Source organism: Lysobacter sp. 5GHs7-4, from assembly GCF_021284765.1.
Classification (GTDB): Bacteria; Pseudomonadota; Gammaproteobacteria; order Xanthomonadales; family Xanthomonadaceae; genus Lysobacter.
This window is the reverse complement of record NZ_CP089924.1, coordinates 2,345,861-2,369,780: the sequence shown is the minus strand read 5'-3', so window position 1 is coordinate 2,369,780 and position 23,920 is coordinate 2,345,861. Positions and strand designations below refer to the sequence as shown.

The 23,920-nt window shown below is 68.3% G+C and carries 16 protein-coding genes; 6 read left to right on the top strand and 10 right to left on the bottom strand.

Features of this window, described 5'->3' with window-relative positions:
- Positions 1-566 precede the first annotated feature (566 nt).
- Complete coding sequence (locus LVB77_RS10745) at positions 567-2,963, bottom strand: Tex family protein (RefSeq protein WP_232906119.1); 2,397 nt, start codon at positions 2,961-2,963, stop codon at positions 567-569.
- Positions 2,964-3,178: 215 nt separating this feature from the next.
- On the opposite strand from LVB77_RS10745, the gene LVB77_RS10740 reads away from it, so the two are divergent.
- Positions 3,179-3,988, top strand: a complete 810-nt coding sequence (locus LVB77_RS10740; RefSeq protein ID WP_232906118.1) for a ferredoxin--NADP reductase — start codon at positions 3,179-3,181, stop codon at positions 3,986-3,988.
- Positions 3,985-4,578 (top strand): TlpA disulfide reductase family protein, encoded by a 594-nt coding sequence (locus LVB77_RS10735; RefSeq protein ID WP_232906117.1) that lies wholly within the window; start codon positions 3,985-3,987, stop codon positions 4,576-4,578. Before LVB77_RS10740 ends, LVB77_RS10735 begins: the two co-directional genes overlap by 4 nt.
- A 6-nt stretch (positions 4,579-4,584) precedes the next feature.
- On the opposite strand, the gene LVB77_RS10730 is transcribed toward LVB77_RS10735, so the two are convergent.
- On the bottom strand, positions 4,585-5,520 hold the full coding sequence (locus LVB77_RS10730) for a LytTR family DNA-binding domain-containing protein (protein WP_232906116.1): 936 nt from the start codon (positions 5,518-5,520) through the stop codon (positions 4,585-4,587).
- A gap of 154 nt (positions 5,521-5,674) precedes the next feature.
- On the opposite strand from LVB77_RS10730, the gene LVB77_RS10725 reads away from it, so the two are divergent.
- Positions 5,675-6,871 carry an acyltransferase gene (locus LVB77_RS10725; protein WP_232906115.1) on the top strand — a complete coding sequence of 399 codons (1,197 nt, stop codon included), beginning with the start codon at positions 5,675-5,677 and terminating at the stop codon, positions 6,869-6,871.
- Between the two features lie 211 nt (positions 6,872-7,082).
- On the opposite strand, the gene LVB77_RS10720 is transcribed toward LVB77_RS10725, so the two are convergent.
- The 3 genes from LVB77_RS10720 to LVB77_RS10710 all read right to left on the bottom strand — a co-directional run bounded on the left by LVB77_RS10720 (position 7,083) and on the right by LVB77_RS10710 (position 12,805).
- Positions 7,083-7,565 carry a glutathione peroxidase gene (locus tag LVB77_RS10720; RefSeq protein ID WP_232906114.1) on the bottom strand — a complete coding sequence of 161 codons (483 nt, stop codon included), beginning with the start codon at positions 7,563-7,565 and terminating at the stop codon, positions 7,083-7,085.
- Between the two features lie 278 nt (positions 7,566-7,843).
- Positions 7,844-10,129 carry a TonB-dependent receptor gene (locus LVB77_RS10715; RefSeq protein ID WP_232906113.1) on the bottom strand — a complete coding sequence of 762 codons (2,286 nt, stop codon included), beginning with the start codon at positions 10,127-10,129 and terminating at the stop codon, positions 7,844-7,846.
- 618 nt (positions 10,130-10,747) lie between these two features.
- Entirely contained in the window at positions 10,748-12,805 is a 2,058-nt protein-coding gene (locus tag LVB77_RS10710; RefSeq protein ID WP_232906112.1) for an amidohydrolase family protein, read from the bottom strand.
- Between the two features lie 276 nt (positions 12,806-13,081).
- Here LVB77_RS10710 and LVB77_RS10705 point away from each other — a divergent pair, with 276 nt between their 5' ends.
- Together LVB77_RS10705 and LVB77_RS10700 are read left to right on the top strand one after the other, a co-directional pair.
- Positions 13,082-15,277 carry a M3 family metallopeptidase gene (locus LVB77_RS10705; protein ID WP_232910131.1) on the top strand — a complete coding sequence of 732 codons (2,196 nt, stop codon included), beginning with the start codon at positions 13,082-13,084 and terminating at the stop codon, positions 15,275-15,277.
- Between the two features lie 268 nt (positions 15,278-15,545).
- On the top strand, positions 15,546-16,391 hold the full coding sequence (locus tag LVB77_RS10700; protein ID WP_232910130.1) for an NAD-dependent protein deacetylase: 846 nt from the start codon (positions 15,546-15,548) through the stop codon (positions 16,389-16,391).
- Between the two features lie 616 nt (positions 16,392-17,007).
- On the opposite strand, the gene LVB77_RS10695 is transcribed toward LVB77_RS10700, so the two are convergent.
- The 3 genes from LVB77_RS10695 to LVB77_RS10685 all read right to left on the bottom strand — a co-directional run bounded on the left by LVB77_RS10695 (position 17,008) and on the right by LVB77_RS10685 (position 19,981).
- Positions 17,008-18,309, bottom strand: coding sequence for a glycerophosphodiester phosphodiesterase family protein (locus tag LVB77_RS10695; protein ID WP_232910128.1), 1,302 nt, complete (start codon positions 18,307-18,309; stop codon positions 17,008-17,010).
- A gap of 224 nt (positions 18,310-18,533) precedes the next feature.
- Positions 18,534-18,839: a hypothetical protein gene (locus LVB77_RS10690; protein ID WP_232910126.1), complete on the bottom strand. Its 306-nt coding sequence runs from the start codon at positions 18,837-18,839 to the stop codon at positions 18,534-18,536.
- A gap of 80 nt (positions 18,840-18,919) precedes the next feature.
- Positions 18,920-19,981: a hypothetical protein gene (locus LVB77_RS10685; RefSeq protein ID WP_232910124.1), complete on the bottom strand. Its 1,062-nt coding sequence runs from the start codon at positions 19,979-19,981 to the stop codon at positions 18,920-18,922.
- 159 nt (positions 19,982-20,140) lie between these two features.
- Between LVB77_RS10685 and LVB77_RS10680 the strand changes: the two genes are divergently transcribed.
- Entirely contained in the window at positions 20,141-21,589 is a 1,449-nt protein-coding gene (locus LVB77_RS10680; protein WP_232910123.1) for an amino acid permease, read from the top strand.
- A gap of 172 nt (positions 21,590-21,761) precedes the next feature.
- Here LVB77_RS10680 and cfa read toward each other — a convergent pair whose 3' ends face one another.
- Both cfa and LVB77_RS10670 read right to left on the bottom strand, forming a co-directional pair.
- Positions 21,762-22,910, bottom strand: coding sequence for a cyclopropane fatty acyl phospholipid synthase (gene cfa, locus LVB77_RS10675; RefSeq protein ID WP_232910121.1), 1,149 nt, complete (start codon positions 22,908-22,910; stop codon positions 21,762-21,764).
- Between the two features lie 129 nt (positions 22,911-23,039).
- Positions 23,040-23,876 (bottom strand): DUF3298 and DUF4163 domain-containing protein, encoded by an 837-nt coding sequence (locus LVB77_RS10670; protein WP_232910120.1) that lies wholly within the window; start codon positions 23,874-23,876, stop codon positions 23,040-23,042.
- Positions 23,877-23,920 lie beyond the last annotated feature (44 nt).

Genomic DNA, 23,920 nt, shown 5'->3' with positions numbered 1-23,920 from the left:
ATGGTCGCGTTGCTGCGGCGACGTGCGACTGCACGACGATGCGGTTCGCCAAGGCTCACCGCATCCTACGGTTGAGGCCAATGACGTCGGTGCTCCAACTGCACGCTGAAGTCACTGGATCCCCGCTTTCGCGGGGATGACGGCAAGAGCAGCAACGGTGCGGTTCGCCCACGGCTCACGACACTCTACGAATCGCCGTTGCTGTTGCTGTTGATGCGGCATTGGAATCCAAAAGCCGTGTACTCACACGACCAAACGTAGACCCGGAGGGCGGCGCGCAGGACGCGCGCCGTTTTCCGAATGGACAGGGACGTCCATTCGAAAAATCCCGGCGCAAGCTCCGAACCCGCAGGAGAGGTTTGGTCACGCTAGCCCTTCTCTTTGGTTACTTTTGACCGAAGGGAATCCTATGGACTCTTGGGCTAGCAAGAGAAAGTGACCCGCATGCGCAGCAGGCGGAAGCCTTTGACCTTCGTCAAGAAAAGACGAAGCAACAGCAACAGCGAATCCTCCCCAACCCTCCTTTTACAAAGGAGGGAGCACATTCGAAAGGAAGGGCCCCTGGATCAGTTCTTCTGCTTAGCGCGCGCGAAGGCATCGGCCAGGGCGCCACCCATCGGCGCATTGCCCTTGCCCGCCGGCGCGAACGAGCCGCCGCGCGCAGGCTGGTCGCGGCGTCCGCCACGGCCAGCGTCGCCGCCTCGCCCACGCTCGGCGCCGCCGCGATCCGCGCCGCCACCGGCCGGACGCGGCGCGGGCACGGCGTCGTCCAGACGGCGCGTGAGCGCGATGCGCTTGCGCGCGATGTCGACTTCCAGCACCCGCACCTTGACCACGTCGCCGGCCTTGACGGCCTCGCGCGGGTCCTTGATGTACTTGTCCGACAGCGCCGAGATGTGGATCAGGCCGTCCTGGTGCACGCCGATATCGACGAAGGCGCCGAACGCGGCGACGTTGCTGATCACGCCCTCCAGGATCATGCCGACCTTGAGATCCTTGAGATCCTCGACGCCGTCGGCGAAGCGCGCGGCCTTGAACTCCGGGCGCGGATCGCGGCCGGGCTTTTCCATTTCCTTGAGGATGTCGCGCACCGTCGGCAGGCCGAAGGTGTCGTCGGTGTACTGCTCGGCCTTGAGTCCGCGCACGAACTGCGGGTCGGCCAGCAGCTGCTTCACCTCGCGCCCGCACTGCTGGACGATGCGCTCGACCACCGGATAGGCCTCCGGGTGCACCGCCGAGGCGTCCAGCGGCTGCTCGCCGTCGACGATGCGCAGGAAGCCCGCGCACTGCTCGAAGGTCTTCTCGCCCAGACGCGGCACCTTCAGCAAAGCCTTGCGCGATGCGAACGGGCCGTGCTCGTCGCGATGGCGCACGATGTTCTCGGCGACCGTGCCGGACAGGCCCGACACGCGCGCCAGCAGCGCGGCGGACGCGGTGTTGACGTACACGCCGACCGCGTTCACGCAGTCCTCCACGCGCGCGTCCAGCGCGCGCGCCAGGCGGTACTGATCGACGTCGTGCTGATACTGGCCGACGCCGATCGCCTTGGGCTCGATCTTGACCAGTTCGGCCAGCGGATCCTGCAGGCGCCGCGCGATCGACACGGCGCCGCGAATGCTGACGTCCAGATCCGGAAATTCCTTGGATGCGAACTCCGAGGCCGAGTACACCGAGGCACCGGCCTCGCTGACCACGATCTTGGTCAACTTGGACTCGGGCATGAGCTTGATCAGATCGCCGGCGAGCTTGTCGGTCTCGCGCGAGGCGGTGCCGTTGCCGATCGAGATCAGTTCGACGCCGTGCTTGGCGCACAGCGCGCGCAGCGTGTGCAGGGACTGGTCCCACTGCTTGCGCGGTTCGTGCGGGTAGATGGTGTCGGTGGCGACCAGCTTGCCGGTGGCGTCGACCACCGCGACCTTGACGCCGGTGCGCAGGCCCGGGTCCAGGCCGAGCACGGCGCGCGGTCCGGCCGGCGCGGCCAGCAGCAGGTCTTTGAGGTTGTCGCCGAACACATCGATGGCCTCGGCCTCGGCCTTCTCGCGCGCCTGTCCGAACAGGTCCAGCAGCAGGTGCAGGTGCAGTTTGGCGCGCCAGGTCATGCGGCAGGCGTCGAGCAGCCAGCGGTCGGCGGCGCGGCCGCGCTCGGCGACGCCGGCGTGCAAGGCGACGCGGCCTTCGCCGTAGGCGTGACCGGCGACGGGGTCGGCGGTGGGCTCCAAGTCCAGGTACAGCACTTCCTCGCGGCGCGCGCGGAACAGCGCCAGCAGGCGGTGCGAGGGAATCTTGGCCAGCGCCTCGGCATGGTCGAAGTAGTCGCGGTACTTGGCGCCTTCGTTCTCCTTGCCCTCGACCACGCGCGCGCGGATCACGCCGGTCTGGTGCAGCCAGGTGCGCAGTTCGCCGACCAGCGCGGCGTCCTCGCCCCAGCGCTCCATCAGGATCGCGCGCGCACCTTCCAGCGCGGCTTTGACGTCGGCGACTTGTTTTTCCTCGCTGACGAAATCGGCGGCATACACCTCCGGCTGCAAGGTCGGATCGGCGAGCAGGCCGTCGGCCAGCGGCTCCAGGCCGGCCTCGCGCGCGATCTGCGCCTTGGTGCGGCGCTTGGGCTTGTACGGCAGGTACAGATCTTCCAGGCGCGCCTTGCTGTCGGCGGCTTCGATGTCGGCGCGCAGTTCGTCGCTGAGCTTGCCCTGTTCGGCGATGCTTTCCAGCACCGCGGCGCGGCGGTCCTCAAGTTCGCGCAGGTAGCGCAGACGGGATTCGAGATCGCGCAGCTGGGTGTCGTCGAGGCCGCCGGTGACTTCCTTGCGGTAGCGCGCGATGAACGGCACGGTCGCGCCTTCGTCGAGCAGGGCGATGGCGGAGCGGGCCTGGGCGGGTTGCGCGCCGATCTCGGCGGCGATGGTGCGGGCGATTTGTTCGGCGATCTGCGGTGCGGACTTCGAGAGGGTGTCTTGCATTGCTTCCATACGTTCTGGCTCCCGCTGGCTGCGGGCTGGTCCGATTGTCGCAACGCCGGGCGGCAGGGGAAACCCGTTGACAGGCGCGGTGGAAACGGGGTCGTAACGCGCTCTCCCGACGCGGCCGGCCCGGGCGCGGCGCCGGCCCGGCCTGGATGAGAGTCAATCTCATCAATCGGTTACAATGCGCGCCCGGCTTCACTCCCCTATCGCGCATGTCCTCCGCTTTTGGCACCGAGACGGTGCTGGACGTCCGTCACTGGACCGACGACTACTTCAGCTTCACCACCACCCGCGACGACGGATTCCGCTTCGACAACGGCCAGTTCGTGATGATCGGACTGCAGGTGCCGCAGGCGGACGGTTCGTCCAAGCCGCTGCTGCGCGCGTATTCGATCGCCAGCGCGAACTGGGAAGAACAGCTGGAGTTCTTCAGCATCAAGGTGCCCAACGGCCCGCTGACCTCGCGCCTGAAGGACATCCGTCCCGGCGACGAGGTGCTGATCGGCCGCAAGCCCACCGGCACGCTGCTGATCCACGACCTGCACGTGGGCCGCAACCTGTATCTGCTGGGCACCGGCACCGGCTTCGCGCCCTGGCTGTCGGTGATCAAGGATCCGGAGACCTACGAACGCTTCGAGCGCGTGATCCTCTGCCACGGCGTGCGTTGCGCGCAGGACCTGGCCTACCGCGACTACATCGTCAACGAGCTGCCCAAGCACGAGTTCCTGGGCGAGCAGATCGCGGCCAAGCTGCGCTACTTCCCGGCGGTGAGCCGCGAGGCCTTCGATTTCGCCGGCCACGACCAGCGCGGACGGCTGACCGAGATGATGGCCAGCGGTCGCATGATGGAGCAGCTGGGCATCGAGCCGCTGGACGCCGAGCACGACCGCGCCATGATCTGCGGCAGCCCGCAGATGCTGGCCGACTTCCGCGAGCTGCTGGATGGCCGCGGCTTCAGCGCGGCGCCGCGCATCGGCACGCCGGGCCAATACGTCTACGAGCGCGCGTTCGTCGAGAAGTGAGCGCGCGGCCGCCCTCGCCCGCCCGACTGCGCGCCTGGTGCCGGGCCGCGCTGCTGGCGCTGCTCTGTCTGGGCACGGTCTTTCCGGCGACGGCCGACGAGGCCGCCGGCCAGGCCGGCGCGCAGGCGCCGCAGGTCGGCGATAGGCCGCCGGAGTGGTTGGGCCTGGACGACCAGGGCCGCTCGCTGCGGGTCGGCCAGTACCGCGGCAAGGTGCTGCTGGTGGTGTTCTGGGCCGGCTGGTGCGAACAGTGCCGGCGCGAACTGCCGCAGCTGTCGGCGCTGCAAACCGGCATCGGCCGCGAGCGCCTGCAGATCGTCGCGATCAACTACGCCGAACCGCAGGCCGACTACGAGGCCTTCCTGCGCCGCAATCCCGGTTTGAATCTGACCACGATCCGCGACCCGGGCACGGTCGCGCGCCATTACCGGGTGCGCGCGGTGCCCAACGCCTTCCTGATCGACACCCAGGGCCGCATCGCCCACGTGCAACGCGGCTATACGCCGGCCAAGGTCGAGCGCCTGGTGCGCGAGCTGCACGCGCTGCTGCCGCCGGTGGCGCGGTCGCCTACCCCGGCCGCTACCGAGTAGCGCCGCTCAGGCCGCGCGCCGGTCCTGCCGCAACACGCCGCGATAACGCCGGCTGCAGGGGATGCGGGTGCCGTCGCGCATGGTGATGCGCGCGTCGCCGCTTTCCAGCGGCTCGATCTCGCCCACGCAGTCCAGGTTGACCATATAAGAACGGTGCACGCGCACGAAGCGCGCCGGGTCCAGCTGCGCCTCGATTGTGGCCATGGTGGTGCGCAGCGGATAGTCGCGCCCGCGCAGATGCAGGTTCACGTAGTTGGACGAGGCCTGCAGCCATTCGACCTCGCCGGCCGCGATCAGGAACTCCTTGCCCAGCTTGCGCACCAGGAAACGCTCCGGCCGCTCCGGCACGGCCGGCTCGGGCAGGTCGTCCGGCGGCGCCAGCAGACTGGCCTCGCCCTGCCAGCGCCGCATCAGCAGACGGTAGGCCTCGATCCACAACACCATATAGACGTAGGAGCGCGCGTCCTTGAGGTACTCGTAGACCAAACCCATGCCCCAGGAGCCGAAGTCGTAGGACTCGCCCATGCCCAGGTAGATCAGCTTGCGCAGCCCGACCATCAGGCTGACGTGCAGCAGCGACCAGACCACGCTGCCCAGCAGATGCAGGGCCAGCGCCTGCCGCCAGGTGTCGAACCGCAGCGGGACGCGCCGTGTGTACCAGACCAGCAACGGCACCAGGCACAGGGCGACCAGGCAGCTGCTCGCCTCCCAGATCGCCGGCGCCCAGTCGGGGATGTCCAGACCGATGCGGTGGATGTCGATGATGGTCGTCAGCGTGCCGCCGATCGCGTTGGCCGCGAACAGCAGTACCCAGCTGGCGACCTCGGCGGTGCGGCGCCAGGGCTGGTAGCGGTCCCAGGCGCTGAGGGGGACGGTCGGCTGCGCCGGCGGGATGGCGGTGTCGGCGTCGGCTATGCGGGCCGCGGTCGGTGGGTAGTCCATGCGCGCATTCTCGCCCGAGCGGACGCACGCGCGGCAACCGGCCGTCCCCAAGGCCCGCGATTCGTCCCTGCCGGCCCGCCACCGGTCACCTCGGCGCTGCGCGCGGCGGCCGCTGCGGCAAGGCTGGGCCCAACTCCACTGCCGCGGACCGACCATGCAACGCCGCCACGACATCGACGCCCTGCGCGCGATCGCCTTCGCCCTGCTGATCCTCTACCACTGCGCCATGCTGTACGTGGCCGAGTGGGACTGGCATCTGAAAAGCACGCACCTGTCCGAGCCGCTGCAGATCCCGATGCTGTTCATCAACCGCTGGCGCATGGACCTGATCTTCCTGATCTCGGGCCTGTCGGTGCACTTCCTGCTGCGCGGCACCTCGCTGGGCCGCTTCGTGGTCCAGCGCAGCTGGCGCCTGCTGCTGCCGCTGACCTTCGGCTGCCTGGTGGTGGTGCCGATCCAACCCTACGCGCAGGGCGTGGCCAACGGCGCGGTCGAGCCGGGCTTCGTCGACTTCCTGCTGCGCTATTACCAGTTCCAGCCCTGGCCCAAGGACGCGTTCGACGGCTGGGAGTACGGCTTCACCTGGAACCACCTGTGGTACCTGGCCTACCTGTGGGTCTACACCATCGCCCTGGCCGCGCTGCTGCCGCTGTTCCGCAACGGCCTGGGCCGCTGGCTGCATGCGCGGGTGGCCGGCCTGCGCGGCTGGAAGCTGGCGATCCTGCCGGCGCTGCCGCTGGCCCTGGCGACCATGCTGCTGCAGCCGCACTTCGAGGAAACCGGCGACCTGATCCACGACTGGTACCGCCACGCGATCTACTTCAGCGTATTCCTCTACGGCTACTGGCTGGGCAACGACAGCGGTTTGTGGAACGAGCTGGTGCGCCTGCGCAAATGGACCCTGGGCCTGGCGCTGGGCCTGTTCGGCTTCTACCTGAGTCTGGTGCTGTTGCTGCCGGACGAGATTCCGGACCTGCTGCAGAACAGCCTCTGGCTGCTGCGCAACCTGTACATCTGGTTCGCGCTCTCGGCCGTCCTGGGCTGGGGCCACGCCCTGCTCAACCGTCCGTTCCGCTGGCTGCCCTGGGCCAATGAGGCGGTCTACCCCTGGTACGTGCTGCACCAGAGCCTGACCGTGCTGATCGCGTACTGGATCCTGCCCTGGCACCTGGGCCCGGTGAGCGAGCCGGTGATCGTGGTGGTCGGGACGGTGCTGGGCTGCTGGGGGCTGTACGAGATCGTTCGCCGGGTGCCACTGCTGCGGCCGTGCTTCGGGCTGAAGATGCGGCCGCGGGAGCGGGCGAAGACCGTCGTGCCGGTGCAACTGCAAGCGGCCAACGACGTGGCGTGAATCCTGGTGGGAGTGGCGCGAGCCGCGATGAGTGCCGGTTGGGGACGAAATCGCGACTCACGTCGCTCCCACAGAAAGCGCGGAGCCAAGGCCTTGGGGTAGGAGCGGCGTAAGCCGCGACCGCGACACTAGGCGACGGCGAACGTCTCGCTGCCGTTCGCATTTCAGGGTTTGCGCCGCTGCTACCCCGAAGCTGGATGGCGACGCGGGATCAAGCCAGCGCTTTCTCGATATCGCCCGCGATCGACTCGGGCTTGTCGGTCGGCGCGTAGCGCTTGATCACCTTGCCGTCGCGGCCGACCAGGAACTTGCTGAAGTTCCATTTGATGGCGTCGATGCCGAGGAAGCCGCCCTTCTCGTCCTTCAGCCACTTCCACAGCGGGTGCGCCTTGTCGCCGTTGACGTCGACCTTGGCGTACAGCGGGAAGCTGACGTCGTAGGTCAGCGAGCAGAACTCCTTGATCTCGGCCTCGTCGCCCGGTTCCTGATGGCCGAACTGATCGCAGGGGAAACCCAGCACCTCGAAGCCCTGCGCCTGGTACTTGCGCTCCAACTGTTCCAGGCCGGTGTACTGCGGGGTGAAACCGCATTGCGAGGCGACGTTGACGATCAGCAACACCTTGCCGCGGTATTCGTCCAGCGAGCGCTGCTGGCCGTCGATGTCGGTGGCGGTGAAGTCGTAGGCGGTGGTCATGGGGAGGCTCCATGGGGACGAGGGCACGATAGCGCGTTCATCGCCGGCACGGGAGCATGGCGCTGAAGTCGCTGGATGTTCGGCTCCGCCGAAGTGAAGCAGAGCCCGCGTTCGCGGGAATGACGGATCGGGGTATCGCGGGAGGTTCCGGAATCACCGTCTTTGCCGGGAATGACGGCTCGGGGATGACGCCTGACCCAAGCCGCAAACGCGAACGGCCCGCGCGAGGCGGGCCGTCCGGTGTTTCGATGGCGGGCGGCCAGGCGCCCTGCCCGGCCTCAGAAGCCGGCCTTGAACTCCACACCCACGATGCGCGGCTCGTTGACGAAGCCGGTCAGGTTGTTGAAGTCGATCGCGCCGACCGCCTGCACCTTGTCGAGGATGTTGCGGCCGTACAGCGCCACCTCGTACTTGCCGTTGTCCCAGCCGTAACCCACGCGCAGGCCGCCTTCCAGCAGGGCCTTGCCGCGGAACTCCTTGGCCTCGTAGAGGAAGAAGTTCACTTCGCTGCGGTAGGCCCAGTCGGTGTAGACGAAGAACTCGCCGCCGTCGCCGACCGGCAGCGAGTAGCGCGCGGTCAGGTTGTAGACCCACTTCGGGGCCTGCGGCAGCGGGTTGCCGTCGATCATCGCGCGGCCGGCCACCAGCGGATCGGTGACCGTGCACATGCCGCTGCCGCAGGGAGCGACGGCGAGGTTGGCATCCTTGATCTCGGTGTCGTTGTAGCTGGCGCCGAGGGTGACCATCAGGTTGTCGGTGAGGTAGGCGTCGAAGTCCAACTCGAAGCCCTGGCCCACGGTCTTGTCGGCGTTGAGCAGGATGGTCTGGTTGGCGGCGCCGCCGACGGCGTTGAGCTGCTGGTTGTCGACGTTGTAATGGAATACCGCGAAGCCCAGGCGCGCGCGCTTGTCCCACAGGTCGGCCTTGACGCCAGTCTCGTAGGAAATGACCTTCTCGGCATCGGCCACCGACGGCTGCGGCGGCACCTGGAACAGCAGGCGGCCCTGGATCGACGGCGCGCGGAAGCCCTTGGCGACGCGGGCGTACAGGTTCACGTCGGGCGTGGCCTGATAGACCGCGCTGGCATCCCAGCTGACGTCGTCGACGTCGGTGTGGACCGGGAACGGGCCCGACACCGGCGCACCGAACGGCGCGCTCTGCAGCACGCTGGCGGTGAAGTCCTTCTTGTCCTGGGTGTAACGCAAGCCGCCGCGCAGGGTCAGCTTGTCGGTGACCGCATAGTCCAGCGAACCGTACGCGGCCCAGGCCTTGTTGCGCTGCTTCTGCTGCGCCCAGCCGGCCTGCACGCCGCCGCCGAGGGTGTCGTAGTTGAAGCTGTCGACGGTGATGTCTTCGTCGAAGTAGAACAGGCCGGCCTGCCAGTTCAGCGGGCCGCTGTAGTTGGACTCCAGGCGGAACTCCTGGGTCCACTGGCGGTGGTCGGGCAGACCGTCGGCGGATTCGGCGGTGAACGGGATCACACCCGGGTAGCTGCCCGTCGGCAGGAACGCCGCGCCCACGCCGCCGTCGATATCGCCGCGGCTGAAGGAATCAGCCGTCTCGTAGCCGGTGATCGAGTACAGCGTGAGGTCGTTGCCGAAGTCCCAGCTCAGGCGCGCGCTGGCGCCGAAGGTGTCGAGCTGCTGCGAGTTGCGGCCGTCGATGGCGATCTTGTCGTCATCGAAACCGGCCACCAGATCGTTCGTGCCGGGCCGGAAGATGTTGGCGCGGAACAGGCGCGCGGTGCCGTTGAGATGGCGCGCATGCACGTTGAACAGAGCGTGGAAGGTGTCGCTGCCGTCGTACTGCAGCTGCAGGCGCGCGGCCGACTCGTCGTAGCCTTCCAGCTTGGGATTGGTGCGGGCGTTCGGGTTGGTGTTGGTCACCCACTCGTCGCGGCGCTGGTACAGCACCGAGGCGCGCGCCGACCAGTTCGGGCCCAGCGGGCCGCTGATCGCGCCTTCGATATTGGTGGTGCCGTGGCTGCCGTAGGCGACCTGGCCGTAGCCTTCGAGTTCGCGGGTCGGCTTGGCCGATTCGAACTTGACCACGCCGGCCGGCGTGTTGCGGCCGAACAGCGTGCCCTGCGGGCCGCGCAGCAGCTCGACGTTCTCCATGTCGAACACCGGGAAGCCCTTCAGCAGCGGGTTCTCCAGCACCACGTCGTCGTACACCAGCGAGACCGGCTGCGAGGCGTTGAGATCGAAGTCGGTGTTGCCCAGGCCACGAATGTAGAAGCGCGGGAAGGCGCGGCCGAACGAGGATTCGATGTTCAGGCTGGGCAGACGGCCGGACAGGAAGCGGATGTCGCCACCGCCGGAACCCAGCACATGCAGCTTCTCGGCGTCGACGGTGGTGAGCGCCATCGGCACGTCCTTGGCGCGCTCGACGCGGCGCTGCGCGGTGACCATCAGCGCGTCCAGGGTCTTGGCGTCGGATTCGGCGGCGGGCGCCGTCTCGGCGGCGGCGGGCGCGTCCTGCGCGAAAGCGGCGGCGGAAGTCAGGCTGATCGCGACGGCGATGGCCAGGGCATGGCTGCGGGGAGCACGGACGTGCTGACGCATGGCGGGGGGTTCTCGATGAAAGCGGCGGCCCGAAGCGGGACACCTGGGTTCGTAAGAAGCCTGGCGACGCATGCGCCTGGCATGCGGGCTCGGCGACGGGACGACTGTTTGTCGGACCGACCGTCCCCTGACGGCCGTGGCGCGGATCTGCCCGCGCCGGTGGCGGCTCTTTGACGCGCGAATGTTACCAAAGCATTAAAGAGCCCGTACTCGGCGGTATGCGTTTAGGCACGTATTCGGCATATGTTTTGGCCAGAGCATGCTTGAAATACTACGTAATAAAAGCCGCTCAACCATATGAATTAATTATATTTATGCCCAAACAACCTTCCCGCTTTGGGGTAGGAGCGGCGTAAGCCGCGACCGCGCCCCCCACGCGCCGATACGGTTCGAATCGCGCGCGCCACCGAACGGAACGACGAAGACGCCTTCACCCAGGCATGCGTCGTCGTAGCTCGGCCAAGGCTACAAAGCCATCGCTGCCGGGTCTCGATCTGTCCAACGAAGCCCACGCCGCATCGGAAACGGCGCGGTCGCGGCTTACGCCGCTCCTACCCCAAGGCGGACTGGGATGGTGACGGACCGCCGCCGTGTCGGCGGCGGTCCATGCGCTCGCGCTTACTGCGCCGCATCCACCTTCACCGGCGCGGCGAACGGCTTGATGCCCAGCGCTTCATCGATTTCGCTGGGGTAGTAGGCGACGTCGCCCTTCAGCACCAGCGCGATCTTGCGGATGTCGGAGATGTTGGCGGTCGGGTCGCCATCGACCAGGATCAGGTCGGCGCGCTTGCCCGGTGCGATCGAACCGCGATCTTCCAGGGTGCGCGAGTACTTGGCGCCGTTCCAGGTCGCCACCTGCAGCGCCTGCGAGGGCGTCATGCCGGCCTGCACGTACAGCTCCAGCTCGCGCTGCAGGGTGAAGCCCGGGATCGCGTCGGTGCCGGCCACGATCGGCACGCCGGCCTTGTACATGCGCCCGACGAACTCGACCAGCTTCTCGTAGGACTTGTTGTAGCGCGCGGCGGTGGCGTCGTCGGGAATGTTCATCTCGGCCACGCGCAGGCCGCGCTGCAGGTCCGGCGGCAGGTGCGCGGCGACCGCGGCGTAGGCCTGCGACAGCTCGCCCGGGCGCTGGCGCAGGAAGTCGAAGGTGGTCAGGGTCGGGTCGATCACGGTCTGCTTCTTGGCCAGCAGGGCGATGAAGTCCTGCACCGGCTTGGAATCGAAATCCAGCTCGGCGGTCTTGTCGGCGACCAGGTAGAAGCGCGTGAGGGTGCGGGTGTCGGTCTTGTCGTCGACGAAGAAGTTCAGCAGCACCTGGTTGATGTGCTGGATTTCGTCGTAGCCCTGCTCCACCACGTCCTGCGCGCGCATGAAGGCCGGCACGTGGCCGCTCACGCGCATGCCCTTGCTGTGCGCGTAGGCGGCGGTGTCGCGCAGCAGATCCTTGGGGAAGGAGTTGTAGATCTTGACCTGCGGATAGCCGTGCTCGGCGTACCAGTCCACCGCCTTCTTGGCGCCGTCCAGGTCCTTGATCACGAAGCCGTTGCGCGCCGAGAAATTGCTCTCGCCCTCGATGAAACCGGCCGGCACCACGTCCGGCGACATCAGCTTGCCGTCGCGGATCTCGCCCAGGATCTGCTGCAGGGTGGCGTTGTCGTTGCCCATGTCGCGCACGGTGGTGACGCCGGCGGCCAGGTTGAGCCCGCCGTCCCAGCGGCCGACGTGGCCGTGCATGTCGAACAGGCCCGGCAGCAGCACCTTGCCGGCGGCGTCGATGCTGCGGTCGGCCTTGACCTTGGTTGCGCCGCCGGCCTCGACCGAGACGATGCGGCCGTCGCGCAGCAGCACGTCGGACACCGGACCGAGCTTGGCGTGCTCGCTGTCGAACACGCGCGCATTGCGGATCAGGGTGCTGCCGGCGATGGGATGGCCCAGGCGCTTGCGCAGGTCGACCAATGCGGCGCCCTCGGCCGCCTTCTGCTGGGTTTCCAGCGCGTCGGCGTTGCCCTGCCAGCCTTCCTCGATGAGCTGCAGGAAGCCGGGGAAGATAAAGGCGAACAGGCGCGGATTCTCGCCCTGAGTGGCCCAGGCGAAGGTGGGCGTGAGGCCCACGCCGGTCATCGCGACCAGCTGCACCTTCTGCTTCTTGCCCTCGCGCGCGACTTCGGCCTCGCCGACTTTGCGCACGGTGAGGGTGCCGCTGGGAATCAGCGGCAGCTTGCCGTCGCTGCGCTTGCTCAAGGCGGCCAGCGCGACGCTGAAACCGGCCGGCGTGCCGCCCAGCGGCGAGTACAGCGCGCCGGGCGCGGCGGCCTGTTCGCCCTGGTCGGAGGTGGATTTCCAGGTCGCCTTGCCGTCGGCGATCGAGAAACGCTCGTCCACCGGCGCACCGAAGGTGGACGTGCCCTTGACCGCGTAGCTGCGATAGGTGCCATCGGGCGCCAGCGTGTAGGTCTCCTTGAGCTCGGGCCCGCGGCCGTTGTCCTTGAAGATGAAGTCGACGTTGACGGTGCCGTCGTCGGCGCGGGTCACGGTCTGGTGGCCGGCCTGCTTGCCGCCGTCGACCAGGGCCAGGTAGCGCGTGGTTTCGGCGGCCAGGGCGTTGGCGGCCAGGCCCAGACTCAGGCACAAGCCCAGGGCGATGCGGGTGAGGGAGCGCGGGGCTGGGTTCATCGTCGTCTCGCTGTCCATGGAGGTGATGGGGTGACGTCGCCAGCGCGGCGCGTGTGACCGCGGATCGGGCGATGGGTACGGATACCGCGGTGCAGGCGACGGTTGCACTCGCAGCCGCCCGGCCGCCGGCTGGGCCGCAGTCTAAGCCCGCCTTCGGGTGCCGGCCCGTACCCATGTCACCGAATCGGGCGGCCCAGGTCGACCATGCCTTTAGTCATGCGCCGCTCCGGACCCCTTCCGGTACGCTTCGGGGTTCCTTTCGACGAGGTCCGTCCGATGAAGCACCCCCTCGCCCTGGCGCTGGCCGTGGCTTTGAGCGTCACCGCCCCCACGTATGCCGCGTCCCCCGCCAAGAAGGCCGACACCGCCGTGAGCGCGCAAACCGCCAACCCGTTCTACGCCGAAAGCCCGCTGCCGCTGCAGTACCCGCAGTTCGACAAGATCAAGGACAGCGACTTCGCGCCGGCCTTCGATCGCGGCATGGCCGACCAGATCAAGGAAGTCGAGGCGATCGCCAACAACGCCGACGCCCCGACCTTCGACAACACCATCATCGCGATGGAGCAGTCCGGCCGCATCCTCGGCCGTGCCACCTCGGCGTTCTTCAACCTCGTCGGCACCGACACCAACCCGACCCGCGAGAAGCTGCAGGCGCAGTACGCGCCCAAGCTGTCGGCGCACCGCGACGCGATCGCGCTGAATCCTAAGCTGTTCGCGCGCGTCAAGAAGCTGTACGAAACCCGCGACTCGCTGGGCCTGGACGCGCAGGGCGTGCGCCTGATCGAGCGCTACTACACCGACTTCGTGCGCGGCGGCGCCAACCTGTCCGAGGCCGACAAGGCCAAGCTCAAGGCGATGAACGCCGAGCTCGCCGGCCTGGCGACCAAGTTCAGCCAGAACGTGCTGGGCGAGGTCAACGCCTCGGCGATCACCGTCGACACCAAGGAAGAGCTGGCCGGCCTGTCCGACGAGCGCATCGCCGCCGCGGCCGAAGCGGCCAAGACGCGCAAGCTCGACGGCAAGTACGTGCTGACCCTGCTCAACACCACCGGCCAGCCGCCGGAAACCGACCTCGACAACCGCGCCCTGCGCGAGAAGCTGTACCGCGCCTCGGTCGCGCGCGGCAGCCGCGGCAACGAGTTCGACAACACCGCCATCGTCGCCCAGGTCGTCAAGCTGCGCGCCGAGCGCGCCAAAATGATGGGCTACCCGAACTACGCCGCGTTCGTGCTCGAGGACGAGACCGCCAAGACCCCGCAGGCGGTCAACGCCATGCTCGGCCAGCTCGCCCCGGCCGCGGTCGCCAACGCCAAGCGCGAGGCCGCCGACCTGCAGGCGATGATCGACAAGGAACAGGCCGCCAAGGGCCAGCCCTCGTTCAAGCTCGAGCCCTGGGACTGGGCCTACTACGCCGAGAAGGTGCGCCAGGAGAAGTACGCGTTCGACGAAGCGCAGCTCAAGCCGTACTTCGAGATGAACAACGTGCTCGAAAACGGCGTGTTCTACGCCGCCGGCCAGCTCTACGGCCTGAAGTTCAAGCGCCGCACCGACCTGCCGCTGTACCACCCCGACACCGCCGTGTACGACGTGTTCGACGCCAACGGCAAGCAGCTGGCGATCTTCATCGCCGACATGTACGCGCGCGACAGCAAGCGCGGCGGCGCCTGGATGAACTCCTACGTGGACCAGTCGCAGCTGTACGGCACGCTGCCGGTGGTGGCCAACCACCTCAACATCCCCAAGCCGCCGGCCGGCAAGCCGACGCTGATGACCTGGGACGAGGTCACCACGATGTTCCACGAGTTCGGCCATGCCCTGCACGGCATGTTCTCGAACGTGAAGTACCCCTACTTCTCCGGCACCAACGTGCCGCGCGACTTCGTCGAGTTCCCGTCGCAGGTCAACGAGATGTGGGCCGACTGGCCGTCGATCCTGGCCAACTACGCCAAGCACTACCAGACCGGCGCGCCGATGCCGAAGGAACTGCTGGACAAGGTGCTGGCGGCGTCCAAGTTCAACCAGGGCTTCACCACCACCGAGTACCTCGGCGCGGCCATGCTGGACCAGAACTGGCACCAGATCGGCAGCCCGGACCAGGTGCCGGCGGCGAAGGACGTGATGGCCTTCGAGGCCGCCGCGCTGCAGAAGGACGGCGTCAGCTACGCGCCGGTCCCGCCGCGCTACAAGACCCCGTACTTCAGCCACATCATGGGCGGCTACGCGGCCGGCTACTACGCCTACATCTGGTCGGAAGTGCTGGACGCGAACACCGTCAAGTGGATCAAGGAGCACGGCGGCCTGACCCGCGAGAACGGCGACCGCTTCCGCGCCACCCTGCTGTCGCAGGGCGGCAGCAAGGACGCGCTGCAGCTGTTCCGCGACTTCTCCGGCCACGAGCCGCAGATCCAGCCGCTGCTGGAGCGCCGCGGCCTGACCGCGCCGGCGACCGGCGAGGTCAAGACCGGCCAGTAAGCGCTTTCGTTTTTGCACCTGTGCCGCCCGGAGCGATCCGGGCGGCTTTTTTTTGCGCGCGGCTCAAGAGCAAATCTCCCCTAGCCTCTCTTTTCCAAAGAGGGGAACCGCAACGAAGGCGGGCGCGGTATCGCCTGCCCCTTGCGCTCGCTCTTGGCCTCCCCTTTGACAGCTCGCTCCTGCCCCCGCCCCTTGAAAAAGGGGGATTGAGGGGGATTTGCTCCTGGCCACGCCGGAGCCTCGCCCCCCACGCCCTAGAATGCCCTCCATGACCGTCCTCCCCGACCGCCACGATCCGCTCGCCGCGGCGCAGACCCTGCGCGATTGGCTGGCCTCGCATCGGCGCGTGTTCGTGCTGACCGGCGCCGGCATCAGCACCGCCTCGGGCATCCCGCATTACCGCGGCGAGGACGGGCAGTGGCAACGCAAGCCGCCGGTCACCTACCAGGCTTTCGTCGGCGAGGCCGCCACGCGGGCGCGCTACTGGGCGCGCAGCTTCGTCGGCTGGCCCTGGTTCGCGCGCGCCCTACCCAACGCCGGACACGCCGCGCTGTCGCGCTGGCAGGCGCGCGGCGGACTGAGCCGTCTGCTGACCCAGAACGTCGACGGCCTGCACCAGCGCGCGGGCAGCACCGAGGTCATCGATCTGCACGGGCGCCTGGACGAGGCGGTCTGCCTGGATTGCGGCGCGCGTCGCTCGCGCGCGGCGCTGCAGGAGGAGCTGGCCGCGAACAATCCGGACTGGACCGCGCTGAGCGCACGCAGCGCACCCGACGGCGACGCCGATCTGGAGGGCGTGCGCTTCGAGGACTTCGTGCCGCCGCGCTGCGAGGTTTGCGCCGGCCTGCTCAAGCCCGACGTGGTGTTCTTCGGCGAGAACGTGCCGCGCGCGCGCGTGGCCGCCGCGCACGAAGCGCTGCAGGCGTCGGACGCGATGTTGGTCGTGGGTTCGTCGCTGATGGTGTATTCCGGCTACCGCTTCGCGCGCGCGGCGCGCGAGGCCGGCCTGCCGCTGGCCCTGCTCAACCGCGGCGTCACCCGCGCCGACGATATCGCGACGCTGAAGCTGGAAACGGACTGCGCGGCGACGTTGGAGGCGGCGTTAGGGGCGTGATGCCGCGGCTCCGAGCGATGCCGCGGTAGCCGATGTAGGAGCGGCGGAAACCGTGAACCCTGCTTTCTGTGGGAGCGGCGTGAGCCGCGATCGCGAAACCGCGAGCGGCGGCGTCACTGGGGTCGGGTGCGCGAATCGATGATCGGTGTTTGCGCCGCGCCTGAATGACGCGGTCGCGGCTTACGCCGCTCCTACCCCAAAGCACGTCATTCGCGGAAACCGTGAACCCTGCTTTCTGTGGGAGCGGCGTGAGCCGCGATTGCGAAACCGCGAGCGGCGGCGCGAGGATCGAATTCGCGACTCGACCATCGGTGCCTGCGCCGCACTTGAATTGACGCGGTCGCGGCTCACGCCGCTCCTACCCCAAAGCACGTCATTCGCGGAAACCGTGAACCCTGCTTTCTGTGGGAGCGGCGTGAGCCGCGATTGCGAAACCGCGAGCGGCGGCGCGAGGATCGAATTCGCGACTCGACCATCGGGGCCTGCGCCGCACTTGAATTGACGCGATCGCGGCTCACGCCGCTCCCACAGAAGGCAGCACGCCTTGGGGTAGGAGCGGCGTAAGCCGCGACCGCGACACCGCGAGCGGCGGCGCAGGCCTCAAGGCTTCCCGGCCTCAACGCGCCCGCAACGGCCGGTGCAGGTCCAGGAAAATATCGCGCGCGGCCACGCCGATGTCGGGCTGGTCGATGAAGAAGCCGTGCACGCCCAACCCGTACAACTGCACGGCTTCGGCCAGCGCGGTCTGGGCGATGCCGTTCGGGCCCTGGCTCAGGAACGGTTCCTCGGCGCGCACCGTATACGGATGCACGACCAGCCCGGCCTTCAGCGCCCAGGCCAGCATCGGATGGACCACGCCGGTGTTGCGCGTGCCCAGCTCGGCCTTGCCGTCGCCGTCGCCGTCGACTTTCGGGTCCAAGGCCAGCCGCGGCAGCAGGCTGCTCTTGGACGGTCCGACGCCGCTGGCGTAATTCGCCTTCATCCAGCGCAACGCGCCTTCGGTGGCGAAGTCGCTGTAGCGCGTGCCGGCGCCTAGCCCGCCTTCCACCCGCTGGCTAAGGCTGCCGTAGATCGCGCCCAGGTCGTCGCCGCGCGCGACGTGATAGGCCAGGTCGTAAGGCCGGCGGCTCTGGAAGTCCTCGTACAGCTGCACCAGCGGCAGATCGACGCCGGCGCGCGGCATCAGAAGGGTCTTGAGTTCGATCAGGTTCTCGACCTCGAAGCTCTGGATGTAGACGCGGCGCGGATCGGTGAATCCCTCCGCCACCAGCGTCTCGATCAGCTTGGCGCCCAGCGAGGTGGCGATGGGCGTGCCGTCGAGGCGGCGGCCTTCGTGGGCGAAATAGGTCGGGTGCTTGGTTTCCGGATAAATGCCGATGCGGCGCCCGCCGCGGCTCTCGCGCTGGGCCAGGCGCACGACCTCGGCGAAGGTGGGAATCTGATACATGCCGTCGAAGCGCGTATTGGCCGGACGGATCGCGGGGATACGCTCCTTGGCGCGCAGGGTCTTGAGCTCGGCGAGGGTGAAGTCCTCGGTGAACCAGCCGGTCACGGCGGTGCCGTCTACCGTCTTGGTGACGCGGCGCGAGGCGAACTCGGGATGCGCCGCGACGTCGGTGGTGCCGGAGATCTCGTTCTCGTGGCGCGCGACCAGCACGCCGTCGCGCGTGGCGACCAGATCCGGCTCGATGAAGTCCGCGCCCATGCGGATCGCCAGGCGGTAGGACTCCAGCGTGTGCTCGGGACGGTAACCGCTGGCGCCGCGGTGGCCGATCACGATCAGGCCCTGACGGTCCGGCGCATGGCGCTCGGGCGAACGGTCGCTCACGGTGGGGATCTCGGCGCAGGCGGAGGCGCTGACGGCGGCCAGCAGCACGGCGCCGAACAGCCGGGCCAGCTTAGTGCAATGCGGGGTCATGGCGGAAACCTCGGGCACGGGGGAAGGCCGGCGCTCCTGCGTGCCGGCCCCCTGATGCTGGATGCTCAAGATTGCGCGTTCTTGACCGTGCGCCGCCTCGGCACGCGGACTGCGACCGCTTGCCCATTCCGCGCCGGACGCGACCGCGCGCGGCGACAACGCGCGCGGCCGCGTCCGGCCCTGCCGCCGCGGCCCGGCCTTGCGCCGGGCCGCTACTTATCGGTTCAGTGGTCGCTGATCCAGGCGTTGACGGCGGTGACGGTGCCGTCGACGACGGTAATCGCCAGGCGGTCCTCGCTGCGCTTGCCGCTGGGATAGATCTCGATGGCGTTGTCGCTGCTCTTCCACTTCTGGGCGACGATCTCGTACTGCTTCAGCAGCGCCAGCCACTGATTGACCTGGTCGCCGTCGACCGGCTCGGTCTCGCTGCACAGCGTGTCGATGCTCTGCAGCCGCGCTTCGGCGGTGACCGGATCCTTTAGCTTGGAGAGCTTCTTGGCGGAGATTTCATTGACGTAGGTATAAGGCATGTCCGTGCTCCGTGGCGCATCGCGCTCTTGCGATGGTGGGCTTGCGGTAGGCGCGGCCGCCGCGGCGGCCACGCCGGCGATCATTCTTCCAACACCGAGAAGTGGGTGCGGCCCGGCCACACGCCCGACATCTCGATGTGACGCTGACCGCTCAGCCATTGGCCCAACGGCCGCGCCCAGTGGCGGCGGTAGCGATCGGAATTGATCATGCCGACGAACGTCACGTCGAGGTTGATGTCGGTGGCGTCCAGAGGGATGTTGCCGATCGTGCGCGACAGGCCGCCGCTGATCTCGAACTGCTCGCGGCGCGGACCGCTGGGCGTGTTGTAGGTCAGCAGGATGCGGGTGATGTAGGTGCTGCCGGGACGGTTGTTGAAGAAGATCTGGAAGCCGCCGAGCTTGCCGATCCAGTTCGGCATCAGCAGGCGTCCGTCGAAGGACGCGAACGAGTACGCGATCGGCACCGGTTCGACCGGCCGGGTGTTGGCCTGATCCGGCCACAGATGGCGGTCGACGTCGCGGGCCTTGCGCACCGAACTGAACGAGCCCTTGCCGGTGGCGCCGCCTAGCATCTCCTGCACCGCGCTGGCGCGGCCGGCGATCGCAAAGGACGCGTCGCTGGACTGCGAACCGACGTTGAGGCCGCTGTTGGCGTAGATCACATTGGTGACCACGCCGAAGCCCTGGGCGATCTGACCGTTGCCGCCGAAACTCACCGACGCGGCCTGCTCGGCCAGCCAGTCGACGCTGCGTTCCAGCACGGTCAGGTCGCGCAGAAAGGATTCCTGGCGCAGCGAGAACTCCGAGGCGATCGAATTGCTGTTGGCCATCGACCAACTCACTTCCAGCCCGGCCTCGCCCTTGATGCCCGATTCCGGATCGGTGGCCTCGGCACTGACGTCGACGCTGGCCTCGGTGCGCGACACGCGCTCGGACATCAGTTGCCAGGAGCTCGAGGTCGCCGTGTGCAGCAGCTCGACGTCGGGCAGTTGTTCGCGCACCAGGCGGAAGTCGCCCGATTCGGCATCGACGATGCCGACCGCGCCGGGACGGATCTGGGCGTTGAGCGCCCAGTTGCCCCAATACGCCGGACGGCTGCGCCGAATCAGGTCGGAAAAGGTGCGGTTCCAGCGGATACTCATGTTGAATCTCTCCTGTCGTGTGGCTGTGGGCCCGGTGACAGGAAAAACGCAGCACTCTCCCGGCTGTGACGCGGCCGGCCTAGCCGGGTCGTACCGCCCATGCGCCACCGTCCGGCGCTGCAGCGGCTATGATGCGGCGATCACTGGGGAGGACTGCGGATGAGCCTGTTGGCGCGTATCTTTCGGCACAAGTCGGTGGAGCAACTTCAGGCCGATATCGGCAAGCGCTCGGATTTCCGGCGCGTGCTGGGGCTGTGGCAGCTCACGGCGATCGGCATCGGCGGCATCATCGGCGTGGGCGTGTTCGTGCTCGCCGGCCATCAGGCGGCCGAGAACGCCGGCCCCGCGGTCGCGCTGTCGTTCCTGATCGCCGGCATCGCCAGCGCCGCGGCGGCGCTGTGCTACGCCGAGTTCGCCGGCATGATCCCGGTCACCGGCAGCGCCTACACCTACAGCTACGCCACCCTGGGCGAGCTGCCCGCCTGGCTGATCGGCTGGGATCTGTTGCTCGAATACGCGCTGATCGTCGCGGTGGTGGCCATAGGCTGGTCCGGCTACGTGCAGGTGCTGCTGGAGGGCATGGGCATCCAGCTGCCGGTGTGGGCACAGGGCGCGATGGGTACCGGCGAAGGCCGCGTGTTCAACGTGATCGCCGCCGCCGTCACCCTGGCCGTATCGGCGCTGCTGGTGTTCCGCACCGAATGGGGCGCGCGCTTCAACACCCTGATCGTCGCGATCAAGGTGCTGGCGGTGCTGCTGGTGATCGGCGTGGGCGTGTTCTACATCGACACCGCCAACTGGACGCCGTTCATTCCCGAACGCGTGATCGGCGCCGACGGCGTCGGCCACTTCGGCTTCGCCGGCGTCGGCACGGCCGCGGCGGTGGTGTTCTTCGCGGTGTTCGGCTACGACACCCTGACCACCGCGGCCGAGGAATCCAAGAACCCGCAGCGCGACCTGCCGCGCGCGGTGCTGCTGTCGCTGGGCGTGTCGATGGCGCTGTACCTGGCGGTGTCGCTGGTGCTGACCGGCATCGCCCACTACTCCACCCTGGGCGGCGACGCGCCGGTGTCGGACGCGTTCGACGCGCTGGGCCTGCCGTGGATCGCCAAGACCATCGCCTTCTCGGCCGTGGTCGGCATCGCCAGCGTGCTGTTCGCCTTCATGCTGGGCGCGGCGCGCATCTGGTACTCGCTGTCGCGCGACGGCTTGCTGCCGCCGTGGTTCGCCAAGATCCACCCGCGCTACGGCACCCCGCACCGCCCGACCGTGGTGCTGGGCGTGTTCACCGCGCTGGTCGCCGGCCTGCTACCGATCGGCGAGGTCGCCAAGCTGGTCAACATCGGCGTGCTCTCGGCCTTCATCGTGATCTGCGCCTCGGTCTGGGTGCTGCGCGTGCGCAAGCCGAACCTGCAGCGCTCGTTCCGCACCCCGCTGGTGCCGCTGATCCCGATCATCGGCATCGCCTTCTCGATCTGGCTGCTGGCCGAGCTGCAGGCGATCACCTGGCTGATCTTCGTGGTCTGGCTGTCGCTGGGCTTGCTGGTGTATTTCGGCTACGGCATCCGTCATAGCAAGTTGGCGCAGGAATCGCAGGGCGCGGGCTGAGGCCGCCGTCGGGCTTGGAGGCGACGGCTCCGCGGAGCCGTCGTCCGGGCCTTGGCTTTGGGGTAGGAGCGGCGTAAGCCGCGACCGCGCATCTGCGCTTGCCGTGCAAGCCTCGCCGGCACTTGGGGTCCGGGTCGCGGCTTACGCCGCTCCTACCCCTAGGCATCGAACGCTAGCGCGGCGCCACGTACCCGCCCGGCACGCCTTCCGGCGACAGCACCAGCTGCCACAGCTGCGCATGCCGGCTACGGAAGCTGGCCATCGCGCCGGCCAGATAGAAGCGCCACATGCGCCGGAAGCGTTCGTCGTAGCGCGCGTCCAGCGCCGGCCATGCGTGCTCGACGTTGTCGCGCCAGGCCTGCAGGGTCAGGTCGTAGTCGGCGCTGAAGTTATGCCAGTCCTCGATCACGAAGCGCGTCTCGACCGCCTCGGCGATCTGCCGCGCCGAGGGCAGCATCGAGTTGGGAAAGATGTACTTGCCTATCCACGGGTCGGTGTGGGTGACCGAATGGTTGCCGCCGATGGTGTGCAGCAGGAACAGGCCGTCGGGCTGCAGCGCGCGCCGCGCCGCGTCGAAGTACAGCACGTAGTTGCGCACCCCGACATGCTCGAACATGCCCAGCGAGTAGACCCGGTCGAAGCGGCCGCCGCCCAGCGCGCCGTCGCCCAGGTCGCGGTAGTCCTGCAGCAGGATCTCCACCGGCAGGCCCGCGCACAGCGCGCGCGCATAGTCGGCCTGCTCGCGCGAAATGGTCACGCCCACGCCGCTCACGCCGTAGCGCTGCGCGGCGAACTTCAGGCCCTCGCCCCAGCCGCAGCCGATGTCGAGCACGCGCATGCCGGGCGACAGACCGAGCTTGCGGCAGACCAGATCCAGTTTGGCCTCCTGGGCCGCGTCCAGGTCCTGCAACGGCGCGCCGCTGCGGTCGCGCCAATAGCCGCAGCTGTAGACCATGCGCCGGCCCAGCATGGCCCGGTAAAGGTCGTTGCCCAGGTCGTAGTGACGCTCGCCGACGGCGAACGCGCGCTTGCGGCTTTGCAGATTGATCAGGTGCGCGCGCAGGCCGTCGAACAGCGCGCTCCAGCCGTGCACGCGCTCGTCCACGTGCGCACGCAACAGGCGCAGCAGCATTCCGTCCAGCGATGCGCAGCGCCACCAGCCGTCCATGTAGGACTCGCCCAAGCCCAGCGAGCCCTGCGCGATCACGCGCGAATAGAAGCGCTCGTCGTCGACCTCGATGTCCCAGGGACGGTCGCCGTCGACGCGGACGTCGGCCAGCGCCAGCAAGGCTACGACCCGGTTGCGCAGGGTGTCGGGCATGGGCGCCTCGGCTTGGCCGTGCGGGTGAGCGGCCCAGCATAAGCACGAGGCGGTGAACGCGACGACTAGCGCCGCGGGCCGAGGCGGGTGCGTATCGGACGCGGCGGGCCTGGTCGCCCGCCGCCGGACTCAACCGCCCGCGAACAGCGCCTTGTACGCCGGCGCCACGTACGGCAGCAGCACGCTGGACGGCACTTCCACGGTCTGGGTGCCGTCGGAGTACGGGCCGACTTCATACGGCGCGAACACGAAGCGCAGCGCGGTCATCTTGCCGTCCGCCGCGACCACCGGTTCGAACAGGGCGAAGTTGGCCGGGTCGGCGTCGGTGCCGTCGTCGATCATGCGGCCGGCGCTCTCGACCACTTCGGCGCGTTCGGCCGGCGCCAGGTCGTCGGCATCGACGCGCTGCGACAGCGCCGAGTGCAGTTGCTCGCGCACGTAGCGCGAAATCGCATCCCAGCCCTTCTTGTCCGGCACCAGGTCGGTGGCCTTGAGCATCTGGTTCTGCTGCGGCAGCCACACGAAACGCGCGATCAGCGGCGAACCGTGGGCACCGCCGGTGTAGCTGCTGCCCTCGGCGGCCACCGCCACCAGGGTCGGCGAATCCAGCACCTCGGTGAAGTTCAGCGACAGGTCGTAGGGCGCGCTGCCCTCGCCCTTCTTGCGCGCCTGCGCGGCTTCGACCAGGTCGGCGCGCGCGGCGTCGGCGTAAGCCTTGAGCTGCGCGGCCAGGCCCGGGTACTTCGCCGCCGGGGTCTGGTAGCTGATGCCGATCACGTAGTCGGGCGTGGTCTCGGCCACGTCCTTGAGTTCGACCGCGGGCTCGACGACCGCGGGGGTGCCGGCCGCGGGCGTCGTGCCCGGGGCGGCGGTCGTGGCCGGCGGCGTAGCTTCGGGCTTGCACGCGGCCACGGTCAGGCAGATCAGGGCGACGGCGGCGGCGCGCCGGGCGACTACGGACTTCATCGGGGGCAATCCTTTGGTGTTCCCGCGGACATTATCGCCGAAAC

Coding starts and splice junctions, on each gene's coding strand:
- LVB77_RS10700 (WP_232910130.1), top strand. CDS start 15,546: ATGACCGTCCTCCCCGACCGCCACGATCCGCTCGCCGCGGCGCAGACC.
- LVB77_RS10745 (WP_232906119.1), bottom strand. CDS start 2,963: ATGCAAGACACCCTCTCGAAGTCCGCACCGCAGATCGCCGAACAAATC.
- LVB77_RS10715 (WP_232906113.1), bottom strand. CDS start 10,129: ATGCGTCAGCACGTCCGTGCTCCCCGCAGCCATGCCCTGGCCATCGCC.
- LVB77_RS10705 (WP_232910131.1), top strand. CDS start 13,082: ATGAAGCACCCCCTCGCCCTGGCGCTGGCCGTGGCTTTGAGCGTCACC.
- LVB77_RS10710 (WP_232906112.1), bottom strand. CDS start 12,805: ATGAACCCAGCCCCGCGCTCCCTCACCCGCATCGCCCTGGGCTTGTGC.
- LVB77_RS10670 (WP_232910120.1), bottom strand. CDS start 23,876: ATGAAGTCCGTAGTCGCCCGGCGCGCCGCCGCCGTCGCCCTGATCTGC.
- LVB77_RS10690 (WP_232910126.1), bottom strand. CDS start 18,839: ATGCCTTATACCTACGTCAATGAAATCTCCGCCAAGAAGCTCTCCAAG.
- LVB77_RS10720 (WP_232906114.1), bottom strand. CDS start 7,565: ATGACCACCGCCTACGACTTCACCGCCACCGACATCGACGGCCAGCAG.
- LVB77_RS10695 (WP_232910128.1), bottom strand. CDS start 18,309: ATGACCCCGCATTGCACTAAGCTGGCCCGGCTGTTCGGCGCCGTGCTG.
- LVB77_RS10740 (WP_232906118.1), top strand. CDS start 3,179: ATGTCCTCCGCTTTTGGCACCGAGACGGTGCTGGACGTCCGTCACTGG.
- LVB77_RS10680 (WP_232910123.1), top strand. CDS start 20,141: ATGAGCCTGTTGGCGCGTATCTTTCGGCACAAGTCGGTGGAGCAACTT.
- LVB77_RS10725 (WP_232906115.1), top strand. CDS start 5,675: ATGCAACGCCGCCACGACATCGACGCCCTGCGCGCGATCGCCTTCGCC.
- cfa (WP_232910121.1), bottom strand. CDS start 22,910: ATGCCCGACACCCTGCGCAACCGGGTCGTAGCCTTGCTGGCGCTGGCC.
- LVB77_RS10730 (WP_232906116.1), bottom strand. CDS start 5,520: ATGGACTACCCACCGACCGCGGCCCGCATAGCCGACGCCGACACCGCC.
- LVB77_RS10685 (WP_232910124.1), bottom strand. CDS start 19,981: ATGAGTATCCGCTGGAACCGCACCTTTTCCGACCTGATTCGGCGCAGC.